16 protein-coding genes and 1 tRNA gene are annotated in these 18,551 nt (G+C 65.1%); 5 read left to right on the forward strand and 12 right to left on the reverse strand.

Annotated features, from left to right (window positions below; all coding sequences use genetic code 11):
- Window positions 1-16: 16 nt before the first annotated feature.
- From rsmA to M2334_RS07805, 4 genes are all read right to left on the reverse strand, one after another.
- Window positions 17-838, reverse strand: a complete 822-nt coding sequence (gene rsmA / locus M2334_RS07790; protein WP_264605157.1) for a 16S rRNA (adenine(1518)-N(6)/adenine(1519)-N(6))-dimethyltransferase RsmA — start codon at window positions 836-838, stop codon at window positions 17-19.
- On the reverse strand, window positions 835-1,863 hold the full coding sequence (gene pdxA / locus M2334_RS07795) for a 4-hydroxythreonine-4-phosphate dehydrogenase PdxA (protein WP_264605158.1): 1,029 nt from the start codon (window positions 1,861-1,863) through the stop codon (window positions 835-837). The genes rsmA and pdxA overlap by 4 nt, the downstream gene beginning before the upstream one ends.
- Before the next feature lie 13 nt (window positions 1,864-1,876).
- Window positions 1,877-3,247: a peptidylprolyl isomerase gene (locus M2334_RS07800; RefSeq protein WP_413714889.1), complete on the reverse strand. Its 1,371-nt coding sequence runs from the start codon at window positions 3,245-3,247 to the stop codon at window positions 1,877-1,879.
- 142 nt (window positions 3,248-3,389) lie between these two features.
- Window positions 3,390-5,750, reverse strand: a complete 2,361-nt coding sequence (locus tag M2334_RS07805) for an LPS-assembly protein LptD (RefSeq protein ID WP_264605159.1) — start codon at window positions 5,748-5,750, stop codon at window positions 3,390-3,392.
- Between the two features lie 226 nt (window positions 5,751-5,976).
- Here M2334_RS07805 and M2334_RS07810 point away from each other — a divergent pair, with 226 nt between their 5' ends.
- Both M2334_RS07810 and M2334_RS07815 read left to right on the forward strand, forming a co-directional pair.
- Window positions 5,977-7,431 carry a leucyl aminopeptidase gene (locus M2334_RS07810; protein ID WP_264594387.1) on the forward strand — a complete coding sequence of 485 codons (1,455 nt, stop codon included), beginning with the start codon at window positions 5,977-5,979 and terminating at the stop codon, window positions 7,429-7,431.
- 61 nt (window positions 7,432-7,492) lie between these two features.
- Window positions 7,493-7,930: a DNA polymerase III subunit chi gene (locus M2334_RS07815; RefSeq protein WP_264575676.1), complete on the forward strand. Its 438-nt coding sequence runs from the start codon at window positions 7,493-7,495 to the stop codon at window positions 7,928-7,930.
- Between the two features lie 25 nt (window positions 7,931-7,955).
- On the opposite strand, the gene M2334_RS07820 is transcribed toward M2334_RS07815, so the two are convergent.
- Window positions 7,956-8,696, reverse strand: a complete 741-nt coding sequence (locus M2334_RS07820; protein ID WP_264594388.1) for a hypothetical protein — start codon at window positions 8,694-8,696, stop codon at window positions 7,956-7,958.
- 171 nt (window positions 8,697-8,867) lie between these two features.
- On the opposite strand from M2334_RS07820, the gene ndk reads away from it, so the two are divergent.
- A complete protein-coding gene (gene ndk, locus M2334_RS07825; protein WP_181559849.1) occupies window positions 8,868-9,290 on the forward strand; it encodes a nucleoside-diphosphate kinase in 423 nt (140 codons plus the stop codon).
- Window positions 9,291-9,364: 74 nt separating this feature from the next.
- Here ndk and M2334_RS07830 read toward each other — a convergent pair whose 3' ends face one another.
- From M2334_RS07830 to moaA, 4 genes are all read right to left on the reverse strand, one after another.
- Complete coding sequence (locus M2334_RS07830) at window positions 9,365-10,582, reverse strand: glycosyltransferase family 4 protein (RefSeq protein ID WP_264605160.1); 1,218 nt, start codon at window positions 10,580-10,582, stop codon at window positions 9,365-9,367.
- Window positions 10,583-10,691: 109 nt separating this feature from the next.
- Window positions 10,692-10,766, reverse strand: a tRNA-Asn gene (locus M2334_RS07835).
- A gap of 66 nt (window positions 10,767-10,832) precedes the next feature.
- Complete coding sequence (locus M2334_RS07840; protein WP_264570410.1) at window positions 10,833-11,606, reverse strand: NAD kinase; 774 nt, start codon at window positions 11,604-11,606, stop codon at window positions 10,833-10,835.
- 9 nt (window positions 11,607-11,615) lie between these two features.
- Window positions 11,616-12,647 (reverse strand): GTP 3',8-cyclase MoaA, encoded by a 1,032-nt coding sequence (gene moaA, locus M2334_RS07845; protein WP_413715935.1) that lies wholly within the window; start codon window positions 12,645-12,647, stop codon window positions 11,616-11,618.
- A 95-nt stretch (window positions 12,648-12,742) separates the two neighbouring features.
- Between moaA and M2334_RS07850 the strand changes: the two genes are divergently transcribed.
- A complete protein-coding gene (locus M2334_RS07850) occupies window positions 12,743-14,863 on the forward strand; it encodes a putative bifunctional diguanylate cyclase/phosphodiesterase (protein WP_264605161.1) in 2,121 nt (706 codons plus the stop codon).
- 10 nt (window positions 14,864-14,873) lie between these two features.
- Here M2334_RS07850 and M2334_RS07855 read toward each other — a convergent pair whose 3' ends face one another.
- The 3 genes from M2334_RS07855 to murI all read right to left on the reverse strand — a co-directional run bounded on the left by M2334_RS07855 (window position 14,874) and on the right by murI (window position 17,386).
- Entirely contained in the window at window positions 14,874-15,050 is a 177-nt protein-coding gene (locus M2334_RS07855) for a hypothetical protein (protein WP_181559792.1), read from the reverse strand.
- Between the two features lie 174 nt (window positions 15,051-15,224).
- Entirely contained in the window at window positions 15,225-16,445 is a 1,221-nt protein-coding gene (hemA, locus tag M2334_RS07860; RefSeq protein ID WP_264572941.1) for a 5-aminolevulinate synthase, read from the reverse strand.
- Between the two features lie 125 nt (window positions 16,446-16,570).
- Complete coding sequence (gene murI / locus M2334_RS07865; RefSeq protein WP_264585135.1) at window positions 16,571-17,386, reverse strand: glutamate racemase; 816 nt, start codon at window positions 17,384-17,386, stop codon at window positions 16,571-16,573.
- Window positions 17,387-17,495: 109 nt separating this feature from the next.
- Here murI and M2334_RS07870 point away from each other — a divergent pair, with 109 nt between their 5' ends.
- Window positions 17,496-18,509: an acetylserotonin O-methyltransferase gene (locus tag M2334_RS07870; RefSeq protein ID WP_264594392.1), complete on the forward strand. Its 1,014-nt coding sequence runs from the start codon at window positions 17,496-17,498 to the stop codon at window positions 18,507-18,509.
- Window positions 18,510-18,551 lie beyond the last annotated feature (42 nt).

Here is an 18,551-nt window from a genome sequence, read left to right on the forward strand (position 1 = left end):
CGCGCTGTGAACTTGCTCAGCGCCCCATCAGGCGCGCGAGCATCACGAAATCGTCCACGCTGAGTGTCTCGGCGCGGCGGCTGGGGTCGATTCCGGCTTCCGCCAAAGAATCGAGCGCGCCCGGCAGCCCCTTGAGGCTCTGCCGCAGCATCTTGCGCCGCTGACCGAAGGCGGCGGCCGTCAACCGGCTGAGCGTTGCGACATCGACGCCGCCGGGCGCGTCGGCCGGGACGATGTGGACCACAGCGGACATGACCTTGGGCGGCGGCGTGAAGGCTGACCGATGGACTTTCATCGCGATGCGCGCACGGCTGCGCCACTGGGCCAGTACCGCGAGCCGGCCATAGGCATCGCTGCCGGGCTGCGCGACGATCCGCTCGGCCACCTCGGCCTGGAACATGAGCGAGGCGGAAAGCCACCAGGGCGGCCACACCCCGCTCTCCAGCCAGCCGACGAGCAGAGCCGTTCCGATATTATAAGGCAGGTTCGCGACGATATGCGCTGGTCCGCCGCAGGCCTCTACGGGATCGACCCGCAACGCATCATCCTCGATGACGCGCAACTGGCCCGGAAAGGCCGCTGCGACTTCGGCCAACGCCGGAATGCAGCGGGCGTCACGCTCCACAGCGGTCACCTGCGCGCCGGCGCGGAGCAGGGCACGGGTCAGCCCGCCGGGGCCGGGGCCCACCTCGAACACCCGCGCACCGGTCAGCTCCCCCGGGATCGCGGCGATGCGATCCAGCAACTGCTCGTCCAGCAGGAAGTTCTGGCCCAGCGCCTTGCTGGCCCGCAGGCCATGCGTGGCAATGACCTCACGCAGCGGTGGAAGTGGGGTCATGAGGGCTGGCAGGGATCGACCCAGGCGCGGCGATTGAGCTCGGCCTGTTGTGCCATGCGAATGGCGGCGATCATCGCGCCGGGATGCGCCTGATCCTTGCCGGCCAGATCGAACGCCGTGCCATGGTCGGGCGATGTGCGCACGATCGGCAGGCCCAGCGTGATGTTGACGCCCTCGTCAAAGTCCAGCGCCTTGATGGGGATCAGCGCCTGATCGTGATAGCAGCACAAGGCCGCATCGTAGAGCGCGCGGGCGCGGGGCGTGAACAAGGCGTCCGGCGAATGCGGCCCGGAGATGTCGAGCCCATCCTCGCGCAGCTGGTCGAGCACCGGCGCAATCAACGTTGTTTCTTCCGTGCCGAGCATCCCATTTTCGCCGGCATGAGGATTAAGACCGGCCATGGCGAGGCGCGGGTTCTCGATGCCGAACAGGCGCTTCAGACCGCGCGCGGTGGCCAGCGCGCGGGAGCGGATCAGCGCGGCGGTGAGTGCCTCCGGCACCTCTGTATAGGGAATATGGATGGTGAGCGGCACAACCCGTAGCGAAGGGCCCGCCAGCATCATCACCACATTGCCGCGCGAGACGCCGCAGCGCTCGGCCACGAACTCGGTCTGGCCCGGGTGCGTGAAGCCGACTTGCGACAGCTGGGATTTGGAGACGGGTGCGGTCACAAGGGCGCTGGCGCTTTCTGCCCTGACCAAGCCGGTCGCCGCTTCCAACGCCTGGAAGGCGCAGCGCGCGCCATCGATCGAGGGCTGGCCGGGGATGATCTCACCGGCGTCGGCGACCTGCAGGCAGGGCAGCGCCTTGCCGAACACCGCATCGGCCTCGATCGGGTCGCCGATCATCGCCACCGGGCCTTGCCAGACCGCAGCGATGGCTGCGCTGTCACCGACCGCAAAGAAAGGCGGGAGATTGTGCGCGTCCCGCGCTTCCCAGGCTTTCGCGGTTACCTCCGGGCCGATCCCTGCGGGGTCGCCCAGCGATATCGCGATCGGCCGCGGCAGCGCGGACGCGGAATACATCGTGCGGAAGACGTCAGTTATAGTCGATCACCGCATCGCGACGGAGGTCGCGCAGATATGTGCGTGCACGCTTGTTTACGCGGTCTTCCTCCATCTGCGCCATGATCGACTCCACCGAGGGCGCGCTCGCGTCTGGCGGATCGTCCCGGCCGCACAGAACGAGCGCGCGAACGCCTTCCGTTGCCGAGCCGAAGGGCGGCGTGGATTCGCCGACCTGCATCGACAGCAGAATGGACTGGAGCTGCGGCGGCAGGTTGCGCGCCTGAATATCGTTTTCGATGACCGTCGCGCCGACGCCCTTGGCCATCGCCTCGACCGATCCACAGCCCTGAAGCTTCTTGAGCGCTTCCCCGAAAGCGTTGGCGCGGCGCTGGGCTTCGGCAGCCGATGTGCCGGCGGGGAAGTCGATGGCGACCTGCTTGAGGCTGAGCACGGCGTCGCGCGCGTCGGCCATCAGCACCTGGCGCTTGTCGATCAGATAGACGAGCGAAAATCCGCCCGGAATGGCAATCGGGCCGGCGATCTGGCCGACCTGGAGCTGCTGGGCGGCTTCCGCCAGCGGCTCGGGCAGCTGCGCGGCGCGCACCCAGCCCAGATCACCGCCGACCGCAGCGGTCGATGCTTCCGAATATTGCCGCGCATAGGCCTGGAACGAGCCACCCTGGCGAATCTGCGCCATGATCTTCTGGGCGTTCTCGGCCACCTGCTGGCTGTTCGACGGGTTGGCGGAGAGATATATCTCGCCGATGTGGAACTCTTCCTTGCCCTTCGCGGCCTGGAGACGCTCATAGGTCGAGCGGACCTCGTCCTCGGAGACGTTCACGAAAGGCTGGACCTGACGCCGCAGCAGGCGGCTCCAAGCGACCTCGCCTTCGATCTGGCGCCGGATGCTGCGTGCGGACGAGCCCTGCGCGGCAAGATACTTTGCGAAATTGTCCGGCGTGTAGCGGAAGTTCGCGGCGACGCGCGCGAAGTTCTCGTCAAGCTCGGCGGCGGGGACGCGAATGTCCTTGGCCGCTGCCTCCTGAATCTGCAGCGTCTCGTCGATGAGGTTGCGCAGCACCTGCAGGCGCAGGCGGTCCTTTTCCTCGGCGCTGACATTGCCGCCATTGGCGAGAACTACCAGCGCGAGCCGCTGCTCCACATCCGTCTGCGTAATGACCTCGCCGTTCACCAGCGCCGTTGCGGTGCGGACATTGGGGTCGCGCTTGCCGAAGAGCACCACCGAGGCGGGAATATCGAGCGCGGACGCGGTCGCCCCGGCGGCGTCCTCAGCCTGGCCTTCCGGCGCTTGAGCAATGGCTGAGCACGCCAAAAGGCCCGTTGCGGCGCCTGCAAGAATCCGGGCGGTGAAACGGGAGGAAATCCTTTTCACGCTGTTCACGTCAGTCAAACTTGCTCTCCATTCAGAAGCAGGCGGCCTCAAGAGGCCGCGAACCTGCCCGGCGGATTAATGCGCGGCGGCTGAACCGGGCCTGAGCGACAGATGACGTCCGGCCTTCACACCCTTTGCGAAGCTGGAGTCTTTACAGGCCGAGATTCTTAAATACCAGCCGCAGTTGAAACGAATTGCCGCGACGGGCGTCGCCGACCGTCTGGTAATCGCGCCGCCAGGTGAAGCCGAGTTCCAGGCAGTCATCCTCATAGGCGATGCCGAGGCGGTGACGCACCGGCTCGAAGCCGGACAGGGTACTCGTCGGATCGTCCCGCTGACCGGTCAGATCGATGTTCGTCGAGCCGAAGACCGACCAGAAGCGCGCAAAGGCTACGCGCGCTGCGAGGCGGATTTCCTCGACATCGCGCAGATCCTCGACGCCGGACGTGATGTTCCGGTCCAGACGGAGATAGCCGACCTCGGCATAAGTGCGGCGCGTGCCGACCGTCGCCTCGATCTCGTTACGGCGGACGGCGAAGCCATCCTTGTCGAGCCGGAAGCGGTGGGTGAAGGACAGGAAATCCTTGTAGCGGATTTCCGACCGACCAACGATGTCCGACAGCCGATCGGACAGGCCGGTGCCATTGGGCAGCAGGGACGGGCGGTCATCGATGCGGTAGCTCTGGCCGACGGTGGTATCGAACGAGAAATTCGGCACGTCGAAGCGGTAGTCGAACCCGTAGGTGATGCGGGTCGAATCCTCGAAGCGGTCATAGCCGGGGAAGCGATTGAGCGCGAAGAGGTTGGAATCCTCCAGGTCAATCGCGCGGGCATCCTCGTTGGGTACATTCAGGTTGGCGAGGCGCGGCGCGGCAACCAGCTGGATGCGTGGTGTCAGGCGCTGGGTGCCGCCAAAAGCCTGCCCGATGAACGGCCAGCGCACATCCAGCGCCAAGGCGGCGATTCCTCGCGTCTGCCAGCCTTCCTCACCCCGATAGACCACCGTTGGCGAAAGATCGTTCTGCGCGCTGTTGTAGACATCGCCCCGCGCATAGGCGGTCAGCGAGACTTCCTGTCCCATGCCGGTCAGCCGGCTCTGCTTCCAGGTGAAGCCCACGAACGCGCGCTGGGTATCCTGCCCGTCTGTGCGGAGGATCGACAGGCTGTTGGCCTGCAGTTCCACCCGTCCGCCGAATAGCGGATCGGTGGTGCGCAGGCGGTAGTCGATGGCGGGAATGGCGATAGGAACCTGGCCGGCCCGGTCCCCCGAGCGCAATGACTGGAAGGCCCAGCCGGCAATCGAGAGATAACTGCGCGTGCCGATCCGCTCCAGATTGAGCGTGGAGCGCAGACGATCCTCGTGGCTCAGGTCATAGCGATTGAGAAAGGTGCGGTCGGATGCGTAACGCAGCGATCCGGTCAACGACCAGAGCGGGTCGAACTGGAATTTGCCGCTGGCAGCGATGTAGCCGCGCAGACGCTCATCGCTAGTGACATCGGTTTCGCCCGTAACCGGCGTGACGGCGCTGACCGTGCCGTAGCCGGTGATCTGATAGGCACCCTTAGACAGCAGGGCGCGATAGCTGGCGCCGAGCATCGGCAGCACCGCGCTGTAGACATAGGGCGTGAGCGTCAGATCGCGATTTGGCGCAAGCCGCCAGTAATAAGGCTGCACATATTGCACCCCGTTGCGCCGATCATAGCCGATATCCGGCACCAGCAAGCCGCTGCTTCCTTCATCGCCAATGCTGTGGCGCAGGCCCGGCAGGGGAAGCAGGGGCAGGCCGAACATGCTGACGCGCGCATTCTCATAGCGCACCCGCTGGCGAGCCTCGTCCAGAATGACGCGATCGGCCTGAATCTGCCAGGTCGGCTCCTTGGGGCAGCCCTTGACCGTCTCGACCTTGCAGGGCGTGAACGCCGCCTTGTCCAGCACGTAGATATTGTCGGTGCGCTGGGCCTTTACCGCCGCCAGACGATTCTCGCTGTTGGTGACGATCAGCAGATTTTCGATGACGCCGTCCCGCAGGCTTTCGGTGACGTCCATCTCGTCGGCATAAGCGCGGTCGCCACGCTCATTGACGAGCAGCACATCGCCGCGCGCGATGACGGTGCCGGCCTTGCGATCCCACTCCACCTGATCGGCGGACAGATTGGCATCCTGTCGGGCAACGCGGACATTGCCGGAGGCGCGCACGATATCGGCATTGCTGTCGTAGTCGATCCGGTCGGCCTGGAAATTGATCTCGTTCTTGGAGACCGGCGCTGCCGGCATGGGCACGGCCTCGGCCTCTGCCTTCGCCGGGCGGTCTTGAAAATCGGGTTCAGCGCCAGCGGGAATATCCTGCGGCGCCACATTGTCGATGGTGAGCGGCGGTTCGCCCTGCGTAGGCGGCTCGGCCTGCGTCTGGGCGTAGGCCGGCGCGGCCATGACCATCGCCAGAATCAGAGCTGGCGCGCTGATGCACAGGTGCACGCGCATCATGGTCCGCTCGCGCGTGTCACGGCTCATCGTGGCAACCAATCGTCATTCTCCCAGCGCGGCTCGCGGTCTGCGCGCGCCGTGTGCAACGCTGCCCTATTGCACTGCAGCGCCCGCTCCGCAATTGCCTTCCCAAGCGTGAAATCGCGCTTAACGGTCCCTTTGCCGTGGCATACCCCCTGGCAAGGCGCTATTCCGCTTCCATATTCACACCAGGTCATCTGGCCACATAATTCCTTTCCAGGAGCTTGTATCCATGCACATTGCCATTTCCGCCAGTCGCCCTGCCGACATGGACTGCCTCGTTTTCCCGGTCGCAAAGGGCGCCGCCGTGTCGCCGGGCATCGAGGCGCAGGCTCTGGCGGCGCAGGCGGCGGAGGCATCGCGCTTTGGCGGCGAGGCAGGCGCCGTGGTGGAACTGTTCGTGGCCGAGGCGGGCAAGACTCTCCGCGTCCTGCTCGTCGGGACGGGCGAGGGCACGCCGGCCGATCTAGAGAAGGCAGGCGGCGCGGTGACGGCACGGCTGCAGACCTCCGGCGTCAAGCATGTCGCGATCGATGGCGCGGGGCTTACCGCCGACGCGCTCGCCCGAATCGCGCTGGGGGCCGAACTGCGCGCATGGCGCATCGACACCTATCGCACTAAGCTGGCGGAGAAGGCCAAGCCGACGCTCGAAACCGTAACGCTGGTTCATGAGTCCGGCGATCTGGCGGCGCTCGTGGATGATGCTAAAGCCGTCGCACAAGGTGTTGCATTCACGCGCGAACTGGTCGCCGAGCCAGGCAACATCATCTATCCCGAGAGCTTCGTAGAGCGCTGTCGGCATCTGGTCGATCTCGGCATTGAAATCAGCGTGCTGGATCAGACGGATATGGCCAATCTCGGCATGGGTGCGTTGCTCGGCGTGGCACAGGGCTCGGTGCGCAAGCCGCGCATTCTTGCGATGCGTTGGGACGGTACCAATGGCGCGCAGGCCAAGCCGCTGGCGCTGGTCGGCAAGGGCGTCACCTTCGATACCGGCGGCATTTCGCTCAAGCCCGGTGCGGGCATGGAAGACATGAAGTGGGATATGGGCGGCGCCGGTGCCGTTGCCGGCGCGATGAAGGCGCTGGCCCTGCGCAAAGCACCCACGCATGTCGTCGGCATCTGCGGGCTGGTCGAGAATATGCCCGACGGCGGCGCGCAGCGTCCCGGCGATATCGTCAAGACCATGTCCGGCCAGACCGTGGAAGTGCTGAACACGGACGCCGAGGGGCGTCTGGTGCTGTGCGATGCGATCTGGTGGACCCAGCAGACCTACAAGCCCGAGACGGTGATCGATCTTGCAACCCTCACCGGGGCGATGCTGATCTCGCTCGGCAGCGAGCATGGCGGCTTGTTCAGCAATGACGATGGTCTTGCCGAACAGCTCCTCGCGGCCGGTCGCGAGAGCGGTGACAAATTGTGGCGCTTCCCGCTGTCGCCCGCTTATGACAAGCTGATCGACAGCCCCATTGCCGACATGAAGAACATCGGGCCGCGTTATGCCGGCTCGATCACGGCGGCGCAGTTCATCAAGCGCTATGTGCAGGAGGGCGTAAAATGGGCGCATCTGGACATTGCCGGCATGGTCTGGGCCGACAAGCCCGGCGCGACATGGGAGAAGGGCGCCACCGGCTATGGCGTGCGCCTGCTCGACCAGTTGATCCGCGATCATTATCAGGCCGGTTGAGGTCTTGCGCATATTTCGGCCCGGCCTTCGCAGCCGGGCCGGATCGCGCTAGAGCCGCAACATGCAGGTGGATTTCTATCAGCTCAGCCGGGATCCCGTCGAGGCGACGGTACCCGCCATCGCGCGCAGGGTGCTTGATGGCGGCGGGCGGCTGCTGGTCGTTTCCGCCGAGCGCGACCAGCTCGACCGTATCTCCGAGGGTCTGTGGAGTGCTGGGCCGGAGAGCTATCTGGCCAACGATCATGCGGATGCACCCATGCCGCAGGTCCAGCCGATCCTCCTTGCGCCGAGTTGCGATGCAGCCAATGGCGCGCGGCATGTCGCGCTGGCCGATGGCCTGTGGCGGGATGAAGCGCTGGGCTTCGAGCGGGTTTTCTACTTTTTCGATGATGCCACGGTGGCCGGTGCGCGGCTGGCCTGGAAGGCGCTGAGCCGATCGGAGGACGTCACGCCGCGCTTCTGGAAGCAGGATGGCGGGCGGTGGCGCCAAGGGCCTTGAGGCACCGCCGGCGCGCCGGATTCGCTCACCGCATGTGACGCGGCTTCTTGGTGGTATCGGCGCGCGCTTCTGCGTGACGGCTCTTGAGGGACGTCGGTGCGCTGGCCTGAAGAAATTCACGGCCGCTCAGCCCGTCTCCGCCGCGTCGGTTGAGCGGCGGTTCGAGCGTTTCGATCAACAGCGCTTCCATGGTTCTGAGCATATTGGCTTCGCTCCAGCACGCGCTTTGCGCGAAAGGCAGATGCTGACTGGCGTCTCGCAGGCCGAACCAGGAAAAGCGATTCCACCGGCCGGCAAGTCGGTCGGTCGTATGCGTCTTGAGTCGCGCATAGAGATCGTTGCTCGCACGCCCGACATAGACGGTCCGCGCGCCATCCTGCAGCAGATAAAGACCCACCTGACGGGCAAAGTTGAACAATGGCGTCCCTTTGGTGCGCCGGCCGAGGAGGAGGGGCGGTCCAGACCAGGGCACCAGTTCGCGTTTCCAGAACATGCCAAAGGCATTCAGGCTCTCGCCCGGTCCGAGGTCGGGCCAGCAAATGGCAGGATATTGGGAAGCCCGGTTGCAGGTTGAGCTTTTACGCGCAGCGGCTCGAGCCAGTGCCGGCTCCGCCGCCTCTGCTGGTAGGGTCAGGCAGGGCGTCGTCACCGTCGCCGCGTCCGGAAAGCGGCGCAGCTGCCCCGGCGCAATGCTGTGAAAGCGCAGCGACCCGTCATCATGCCTGTCGATCCGATAAATGGATTCCTTCGCCTCCGCGCCCTGCATGTTCCCATTCCCCCTTTGCGCACTCAACTATGGCAAACTGTAACAATGTGAACTCAAAGCGCTTAATTGATCGTAACCCGTTGGGGGACTGCTGCTCTTGATCGGTTGTCGCTTCGCGGGTAGAGCGCGCGCGACCTCAACTCGTTCGTTTTCTTTACCGGAGCATTTCTCATGGCGGCGACCCGCACCTTCTCGATCATCAAGCCCGACGCGACCCGTCGCAACCTGACCGGTGCTGTCACCAAGATGCTGGAGGAAGCCGGCCTGCGCGTCGTGGCATCCAAGCGCATCCACATGAGCCGCGAGCAGGCTGAGGGTTTCTACGCGGTGCACAAGGAGCGTCCCTTCTTCGGTGAGCTGGTCGAGTTCATGATTTCCGGCCCGGTCGTCGTGCAGGTTCTGGAAGGCGAGGACGCCGTGAAGCGCAATCGCGACATCATGGGCGCCACCAACCCCGCCAATGCCGAGCCCGGCACCATCCGCAAGGAACTGGCCGAGTCGATCGAAGCCAACAGCGTTCACGGGTCGGACAGCGAAGAGAATGCCGCGATCGAGATCGCCTACTTCTTCAAGCCGGAAGAAATCGTCGGCTAATCGGATGGCCGTCTAACCGTCGGCCTTCTAAAAAAGGGCGCCAGACCATCGGGTCCGGCGCCTTTTTGTTTGGCTTAACGCTGCCGGCCGGAGGCTGCTTCCGCCTTGAAATAATCGAGCAAGGTCTGGGCCGATTTGAACAGATCGTGCCGCTCTTCCACGCGGCGCCGCCCCTCGGCGCCCAGCGCAGCCCGCTGATCGGGCGTGGCGCGCATGATCCCGCGCAACGCCTCGGCAATGGCGTCCTCATCGCCAGGCGCGAAAATCCAGCCGCAGCCCTCGTCCAGCAACTCGGGAATGCCGGCGATGGTCGTGCTCAGAACCGGTCGGCCGATGGCGAAGGCTTCCATGATCCCGATGGGCAGGCCCTCGGCATAGCTCGGCAGCAGCATGGCGCGACCGGCGAGCAATTGCTCCCGCACATAGGCGCCAGTGCCCCAGCCGTGCAGGATGACATGATCCTCGACGCCATGTGCCCGGATCGCCTCCCGCAGCGCCGCCTCGTCGTCGCCACCCCCGATCAGCTCGACAACCAGGTCTGGAAACTCCCCGATCACGGCAGCGACGGCGGGCGGAATATGAATCTGGCCCTTGTTGGCGCACAGGCGGCCGATGCAGATCACTCGGCTGCTCTCGGGCGGGGCAGGCTGATAGGGGAAGTCGGAGAGGTTGATGCCGCAATGGACGATGCGGACCTTCTGGGCCGCCTCTGGGGCCTCCGCTACGATGCGATCGTGGCAGTAACGGGTGATGGCGACGATGAAAACCGCATCGCGTGCCTTCTCGCGGATGGAGAGGCGGGCCGGCTCGCCGGGCACCAACTCATCGGGACCATGGACCGTGAAGCTGTAGGACGGCCCACCCAGCCGCCGGGCCAGCATCGCCACGGTGGTCGCGTTGGTGGAGAAGTGGGTGTGGACGTGATCGATCCCTTGCGCATTGGCGCGGCGAGCGAAAGCCATGGCCTCCAGCAGATAGGCGACATGGGCGACAAGGTTTCGCCCCGCGTTGCGCCACACCCGCCACCAGAGCGGCAGTACCCGCAGCGTTCTGACCGGATGCAGCAGGCAGGTGAGCAGCACGTCCCACAGCAGCGCCGCCTTGCTGCCGGTGATGATATAGTGCGTGCGCGCCTGCTCGGCGATATCTTCTGGGTCAACCAGCTCACCATCCCAGTGCCGCAGGGCAAAACGCTCGACCGGCTGACCAAGCGCCTCGATCGCGCCGATCTCGCGGCGGATGAACGTCGTGCTGATAAGCGGATACATGTTGAGAAGATAAGCAAGTTTCATGGCCGACCGCTCATGGGAGCGGAGAGGCGAGCCTGTCAACGCGGCTAACCCTTTTTGCGGTAACGCCGGCCAGCAGGTCCGGCCCAGCAGGCCGGCAATGTGTGGAAAGTGGCTCCCCGAGTAGGATTCGAACCTACGGCCATTCGATTAACAGTCGAATGCTCTACCGCTGAGCTATCGGGGAGCAGCCGGGCTTTCGTCCGGCGAGGCCGCGCCTATAGCAGCGGGTTTGAAAGAAACGCAAGAGCACTCATGAGATAAATTGTTCAGCCGCGATCCGATCGTCCAGCGTGTGCTCGGGATCGAACAAAAGCGTGAGCGGCATGGCGAAATCCACGGCGATCTCGACCTGCGAGACATCGCGCACTTCGCGCTGGTCGGCCACGGCGGAGACCGGACGCTTGACGGGGTCGACCACGCGCAGCCGAATCTTGCTGCGTTCCGGCAGAATCGCGCCCCGCCAGCGGCGCGGACGGAAGGGGCTGATCGGCGTGAGCGCGACGAGGCCGCAGTCGAGCGGGAGAATGGGCCCATGTGCCGAGAGATTATAGGCCGTGGAGCCGGCCGGCGTGGCCACCAGCGCGCCGTCGCAGACCAATTCCTGGATCACGACTCGCCCATTGACGGAAACTTCGAGCCAGGCGGTCTGGCGCGTCTCGCGCAACAGAGAGATTTCGTTGATCGCGGGCATGGCGAAGGTTTCGCCGCTCACTGTCACGGCGTGCATCCGCAAGGGGTTCACTTTGAAGGCCTTGGCCTTGTCGAGGCGCTGGTCCAGCCCGTCCTGCCGCCATTCGTTCATCAGGAAGCCGACGGTGCCCAGGTTCATACCGAACACGGGCACCCGACGATGGCTCTCCAGCAGCGCGTGAAGCGTCTGCAGCATGAAGCCGTCGCCGCCCAGCGCGATGATGATATCGGCCTCGTTGAGGCTGACGAAAGGAATGACCGCCTGCAGCCGCCGCGCGGCTTCCTGCGCAGCGTCCGTGGGCGAGGCGAGCAGGGCAAGTTTGCGATCAGCCATGAGGTGGCGTTATCCGCCCGTCACGCTCATGTGGCGGCGCGTGGCGGGCTGCGCGCCAGCCGCGACGCTGAAGTCATGTGCCAGCGGCTTGGCAGCCAGCGCCCGGTCGAGCAGGGCGTCGATCCCCGCGACACCCTGTTCGCGGAATGCGGCCTTGAGATCGATATGATCTTCATGCCCCAGGCACATGTAGATGCGTCCCTGGCAGGTGAGGCGCATCCGGTTGCAATCGGCGCAGAAATTCTGGGAGAGCGGCGTGATGAGGCCCAGCCGGGTCTTGAGGCCGGAGAGGGCAAAATAGCGCGCCGGCCCGCCGGTGCGGTCATCCAGCGGGATGAGAGCGTGCCGCTCGCGAATCGGAGCGATTGCCTCGATCAGCGGCAGGAAGCGATCCGAGCGATCCTCTGCCACTTCGCCGAGCGGCATTGTCTCGATCAGGGTGAGGTCGAAGCCCTGCTGCGCGCAATAATCGAGCAGCGGCAGCATCTGGCCTTCGTTGGTATCCCGCAGCGCCACAGTGTTGAGCTTGACCTTGAGGCCCGCCTGCCGCGCGGCCTCAAGACCGCCGAGCACCTTGGCGATATCGCCCCCGCGCGTCACATGCGCGAAAATGTCCGGATCGAGCGCATCGAGGCTGACGTTGATGCGCCGGATGCCGGCATCGAACAGCATGTCGGCATAGGTCGCGAGTTGCGTGCCGTTGGTCGTCAGCGTCAGTTCGTCCAGCCGGCCGGCCTTCACATGGCGCCCCAGCGCACGGGCGAGGTCGCCGAAATCACGACGCACGAGCGGCTCGCCGCCGGACAGGCGAATCCGGCGGACGCCCCGGGCAATGAAGCGCTCGGCGATGACTGCAATTTCCTCCAGCGTCAGGATTTCCCGCCGGGGGAGGAACTGCATTGTCTCGCTCATGCAGTAGCGGCAGCGCAGATCGCAGCGATCCGTCACCGAAATCCGCAGATAGTCGATGCGGCGACCGTGACTGTCGCGCATGGCCGGAGCTGCGTCGGGGAGGCTGTCGATTGCGTTCGCCATACGCATTAGCTAGGCGATGCGGGGGGAAGGCGCAACCATCGCGCGTCGGTTGCGCTCGATCCCGTCCGCTAATCCACGAGCCTGAACGGATCGCGACCATTGTGAGTGAGCCTGCCGCAACCCGGCCCCATGAAGAGGGCGACCAGTCCTCCGGCCTGTCCGGGGACATGGGCGGGCTGCCGCTGTTCATTCTCTCGGCCGCGCACCGTGACGCGCTTTCCGCCTGTGCTGCGCAGGCCGGGTGGAAGCCCATCGCGGCGCGGCGGTTGGACCGGGCCGAGAGCCGCTATCTCGGGAGCCTAGCGCGCATCGCGGTCATCGATCTGCGCGGCGTGACGCCGGATGATGCCCTCGAAATGGTGAAAGCCCTTGCCGCCGCCGTCGAAGCCTCCGGGGGCGCCTTGCTGCTGCTCGTTGAAGACGTCGGCGCGCCGCACGTCCCCGGGCTGATCGCCGCCGGCGCCACCCATCTGCTTGATGGCGAGATCGACGAGGCCCGCTTCACCATCGCGCTGCGCACCGCGGACAAACTCGCCGAGCGATTGATCGGCAGTCTTGCCGCGGCGGGCAACCGCCATGCTGTCGCACGCAGCGATGGCCTGTTCTGGCGCTGGAACGGGGCGGAGCGGACGCTCGCGATCAGCCCGGCGCTGGGCGATCTGCTGCGGATCATGGTGCCGGATGCCGATCATGCCCGGCTGGGCATTGCCGATCTGGTCCGCGCGCTGGATCGGGCGGACCGGGCAGGGGCCGTGGCCGCGATCCGCCGCGCCGTTGACGACCTGATGCCCTCCGCCTTTGCCCATGCCGTCCCGTCCCAGCCGGATCGACGGCTGGTCCAGCATCTCTATCCGGACGCGCAGGGCTTTAGCGGTGAGGTCGAGGAACTCGATGTGCATCATCGCGCCAACCGGCGGGATCGGGACCCGATGACTGGCCTTGCCAGCCGCCAAGGCGCGATCCGCTGGCTCGACCATCATTTGGCGCAAGGGCGGCTGCCGGCGGTTCTGCTGATCGGGCTTGGCGATTTCGACCGGGTCAACAGCGCTTATGGGCGGTTGGTCGGCGATGCGATGCTCTCTCGGGTGGCGATCCGCCTCCAGCGGCTCGTGGATGCCATGGCGCCGCGCGACTCGCTGGTGGCGCGGATCACCGGCACGGAGTTCGTCATCGCCGTGCTGGGTGGGCCTGAAACCGCGCTGCCTTCCGTCGAGCGGGCAACGCTGCTCGCGCAGCAAATCGTCGCGGAAATCAGTCGGCCTTTCAACGCGGGCGACTATCTCATTCGCCTGACGGCGCGCTGCGGCCTTGCGCCCGGTCAATCGGGCGATGCGGCCGAGACGATTCTGCGCCGCGCGAGCAATGCGCTCGCGGACGCCCGGCGCGGGAGTGCGCAGGGCGGCATCCGCATCCGGGTGGCGGACGAAGCCAGCCGCATCGTGGATGACGATCGCTTGCAGAACGACCTGCGCCACGCCCTCGATTCCGGGCAGATCCAGCTCCTGTTCCAGCCGCAATATGCCATGGAGGATGACAGCATCGTGGGCGTCGAGGCGCTCGCCCGCTGGCAGCACCCCCATTATGGCGAGATCGGCGCCGGCGCGCTGTTTGCCATCGCCGAGCGATCCGATTTCATGCTGCCGCTCTCCGATCATATTCATGCGCGGGCATTGGCGGAGGCGGCGGCATGGCCCGATGAGCTGCGCGATCTGCGGTTAGCGATCAACGTGACCGCGGCCGATATCTCCGAGCCGGATTTCCTGCAGAACTTCCTCCGGACCGTCGATGCATCGGGCTTCGCGCGCGAGCGTTTGACCGTCGAACTGACCGAAAGCGGCCTGGTCGAGCATCTCGCCGGCGCCTCGCTTCTGCTCACGCAATTGCGAGAGGCGGGGCTCAAGGTCGCGGTCGACGATTTCGGAACCGGCTATTCAAGCCTTGCCTATCTCAAGGCCCTGCCGCTCGATTATCTCAAGATCGACCGGAGCATCGCGCGCGATATCGAGGGCACTGCGCGTGATCGTGTGATCGTCCTGGCGATCATCGATATGGGGCGCTCGCTGGGGCTGGGCGTGATCGCCGAGGGTGTGGAAACCGAGCAGCAACTCGCGCTTCTCGCGCGGGCGGGCTGCACTTGCTATCAGGGTTTTCTGCGTTCGCCGGCCATTGCCAGCGACAAGCTCGCCGATCTCGTGCGCACGAGCCAGCGCCCCGCCACCTAGCGCGGCCAGATCAACCGTAACGCAGTTCACCCCGGAAGGGCAGATTACGACGGGCAATTTCGGTGTTCACCGCCTGTTGCAGCGGGGTATTCGACTCGCGCGCAGCCGCACGACGGGCGATTGCGTATAACTCGGCATCGAGCATGGCTCTCGCCATGTCCGTGCATTCGTCGGTTAATTTTCTCATCGGATGTCCCTCCTATCGAGGGGCAAAGCGGAATTCCGCGCACCGTCTGCTGCAATGCACAGCCGACTCGATGATAAACAGCGAAACTCCCCGCCTCAACGCGAGAAGTGTAACACAGCTGGCAAAAAATGGGTGGGAAATCGGAACCGCTCGCCCGATTTCCCGTGCCGCCGATCAGGCCGCCTTGCGGAACTCCAGGTCCAGCCGATCCCAAATCTCGACCAGCGCGGAGACGAGCTCACGCATCATCTCTTCGCTGTGGGACGGGCCGGGCGTGAACCGCAGCCGCTCCGTACCACGCGGCACGGTGGGGAAGTTGATGGGCTGCACATACACGCCATATTCGGCGAGCAGAATGTCGCTGATCCGCTTGGCCTTCACCGGATCGCCCACCATCAGCGGCACGATATGGGTGACCGACGGCATGACCGGCAGATTGGCATTGGCCATCTCGGCCTTGAGGAACGCCGCTGCAGCCTGTTGCGCGTCGCGCTCGACCTGGCTCTGCTTGAGGTGACGCACGGCCGCGAGCACGCCGGCAACGAGCACGGGCGAGAGGGAGGTAGTGAAGATAAAACCCGGCGCATAGCTGCGGATCACATCGATGATCACCTTGTCGGCAGCGATATAGCCGCCCATCACGCCAAAGGCTTTGCCCAACGTGCCCTCGAGGATCGTGATGCGGTGCGCCGCCTCGTCCCGCTCGGTGATGCCACCGCCGCGCTGGCCGTACATTCCTACGGCATGCACTTCATCGCAGTAGGTGAGCGCGTTGAACTCATCGGCAAGGTCGCAGATGTCGTGGATGGGCGCCACGTCGCCGTCCATCGAATAAACGCTCTCGAAGGCGATCAGCTTGGGCGCATCCGGATCGGCCTCGGCCAGCAGTTCGCGCAGATGGGCCACGTCATTATGACGGAACACGCGCTTCTCGCAGCCCGAATTGCGGATGCCCGCAATCATCGAGGCGTGGTTGAGCGCATCAGAAAAGATGATGCAGCCGGGCAGCAGCTTGCCCAGCGTGGCGAGTGTCGCCTCGTTGGAGACATAGCCGGATGTGAAGAGCAGCGCGCTCTCCTTGCCGTGCAGGTCAGCCAGCTCGGCTTCCAGATCGATATGATAATGGGTGTTGCCGCCGATATTGCGGGTGCCGCCGGAGCCGGCGCCGACATCGTGCAGCGCCTCTTCCATGGCCGCGATCACCTTGGGATGCTGGCCCATGGCGAGATAATCGTTGGAGCACCAGACGGTGATCGGCTTCGGACCGTTATGCCCGGCAAAGCAGCGCGCATTGGGGAAGGCGCCCTTGTTCCGCAGAATGTCGATGAAGACCCGGTAGCGGCCCTCGCCATGCAGGCGCTCGATCGCCTGCGTGAAAACATGCTGATAATTCATGGTCGGCAGCTTGTCCCGTCTCGATACCGCGCCTCTAGCGGTCTATGGCTCGCAATTCCACTGATAATGGCTTGCAAGTCGATATTGGCGTCTAATGATGTGGCGCCGCTACGCTTTGATTTGGCTCAAAGTAGTTCGGTTTTGGTGATGCCGTAGGTCTGCAGCGCGGGGCTGAGTGCTTCGATGTCCGGTGAGGGGCCGGTGAAGACGGCTTTGCCCGGCGCCGGGTCGGCCGGCCAGGGCGCATCGCCGTTCAGCCAGGCGATCCGCCGCGCGATTCCGTCGCCACCGTGGAGAAAGGTGATGGGGTGCGGCGCGGCCTCGGCCAGTTCAGCTTCCACCAACGGAAAGTGCGTGCAGGCGAGGACCACCATGTCCATCCGGTCTCCGCCCGGCTGCTCGAGCAGGCCGGCGAGAGCAGTAGCCGGAATTTCCGGGTCGGCCGGTGCACCGCGCAGCCGCGCCTCGGCATAAGCGACCAGAGCGGCGCTGCCATGCCGCAAGACCGTACAGTCCGCGCCATGCTCGCGGGCGAGCCGATCCACATAGGGCTGTCGCACCGTGGCATCGGTACCGAGCACGCCGATGACTCGAGTTTTCGAGGCCAGAGCGGCCGGCTTGATCGCCGGCACCGTGCCGACGACGGGAATATCGAGCGCCGCACGTACGGAGGCGAGGGCGATGGTCGAAGCGGTGTTGCAGGCGATCACGGCCATGCGGGGGCGATAGCGCTCCACCAGCCGGCCCAGGAGCGCCGGGACGCGTGCCGCGATCTCCGCCTCGCTCTTGATGCCGTAGGGAAAGCCGGCATTATCGGCGGCATAGACGATGGGCATCGTCGGCAGCAGGGCCATGGCGGGGCGCAAGATGGAAAGCCCCCCCACGCCGGAATCGAAGAACAGGACGGGAGCCGCTTCAGGCGGGCGGGTCGGTTCAGCCATGGCGCTTCTCTTGACGCTGCGTGTTCGCACAAGTCAATCGTCGATGATGGGCGCGGTTGAGCGCTGATGGCGGCTCTGCCATCATGGCATCCGATAAGGGAGGAAGAGCATGGACGGCACAATCGACCGTGAAGAGCGGCATCGGCTTATAGACATGATCACGGCGGCCTGGAAGACCAAGGTGATTGGCGAGGCGGTTGGGCTGGGCCTCGTCGAGGAACTCGCGGCCGGACACCACGATAGCGCGGCTATCGCTCAGTCACTGGGTGCCAGTGAGGACGGGGTCATGCGCCTGCTGCGCGCACTGGCGGTGCTTGGCCTTGTCACGCATGAGGGCGCGGATCGCTTCTCGCTTACGCCGGTCGGGGATTGCCTGCGCAAGGACGCGCCAGATTCGCTGTATGGCATGAGCGGACATTGGAATGAGCGGATGTGGAACAGCTTCGCCAATTTGGGTGTCAGCGTGAAGAGCGGGGAGCCCTCCGTGCCCTCCGGTCCTGATCATTTCGTCCAGCAGCAAGCTGATCCGGCGCGGGCGGATGTCTTTAACCGCGCCATGGCAGAAGGGAGCCTGCGTGCCGGCCGGGCTCTCGCGCGGGCTTATGACTTTTCGGATGTGAAGACGGTGCGGGACGTCGGCGGCGGCTATGGCGCACTGCTCGTTGGCCTGCTCGAAGCCCATCCCCATCTGCGCGGCGAAATTTTCGACCTGGCAACGCTCGGCGATGCTGCGCTCAAGTGGCAGGATGGGCAGTCCGTTCGAGATCGCATTGCCTATCTCGGCGGCAGCTTTTTCGATACCGTTCCGCCCGGCGCGGACCTTATTCTTCTCAAATTCATTCTGCACGATTGGAACGACGCGCGGTGTCGGACAATCCTGTCCAACTGTCGGGATGCAATAGGGGACGGGCGCATCCTGATCATCGAGCGGATCGTGCCCGAGCGTGTCGGGCCGGGCGACGAAGACGTGATCCGGGGCGACCTCATCATGCTCAGCGTTGGCGGCAAGGAGCGAACGGAGGCCGAATATCGCACCTTGCTGAGCGCGACTGGGCTCGAAATGACCGGCATCACCCCGATCGATGACCGTTATGCGGCCATTGAAGCGCGGCGCGTCGGCTGATCGATTGAAGCGGAGCGCACCGGCGGGCGATCCGCCAGTGCG

It is taken from the genome of Sphingobium sp. B11D3D (assembly GCF_025961755.1).
In the GTDB taxonomy this organism is placed as follows: domain Bacteria; phylum Pseudomonadota; class Alphaproteobacteria; order Sphingomonadales; family Sphingomonadaceae; genus Sphingobium.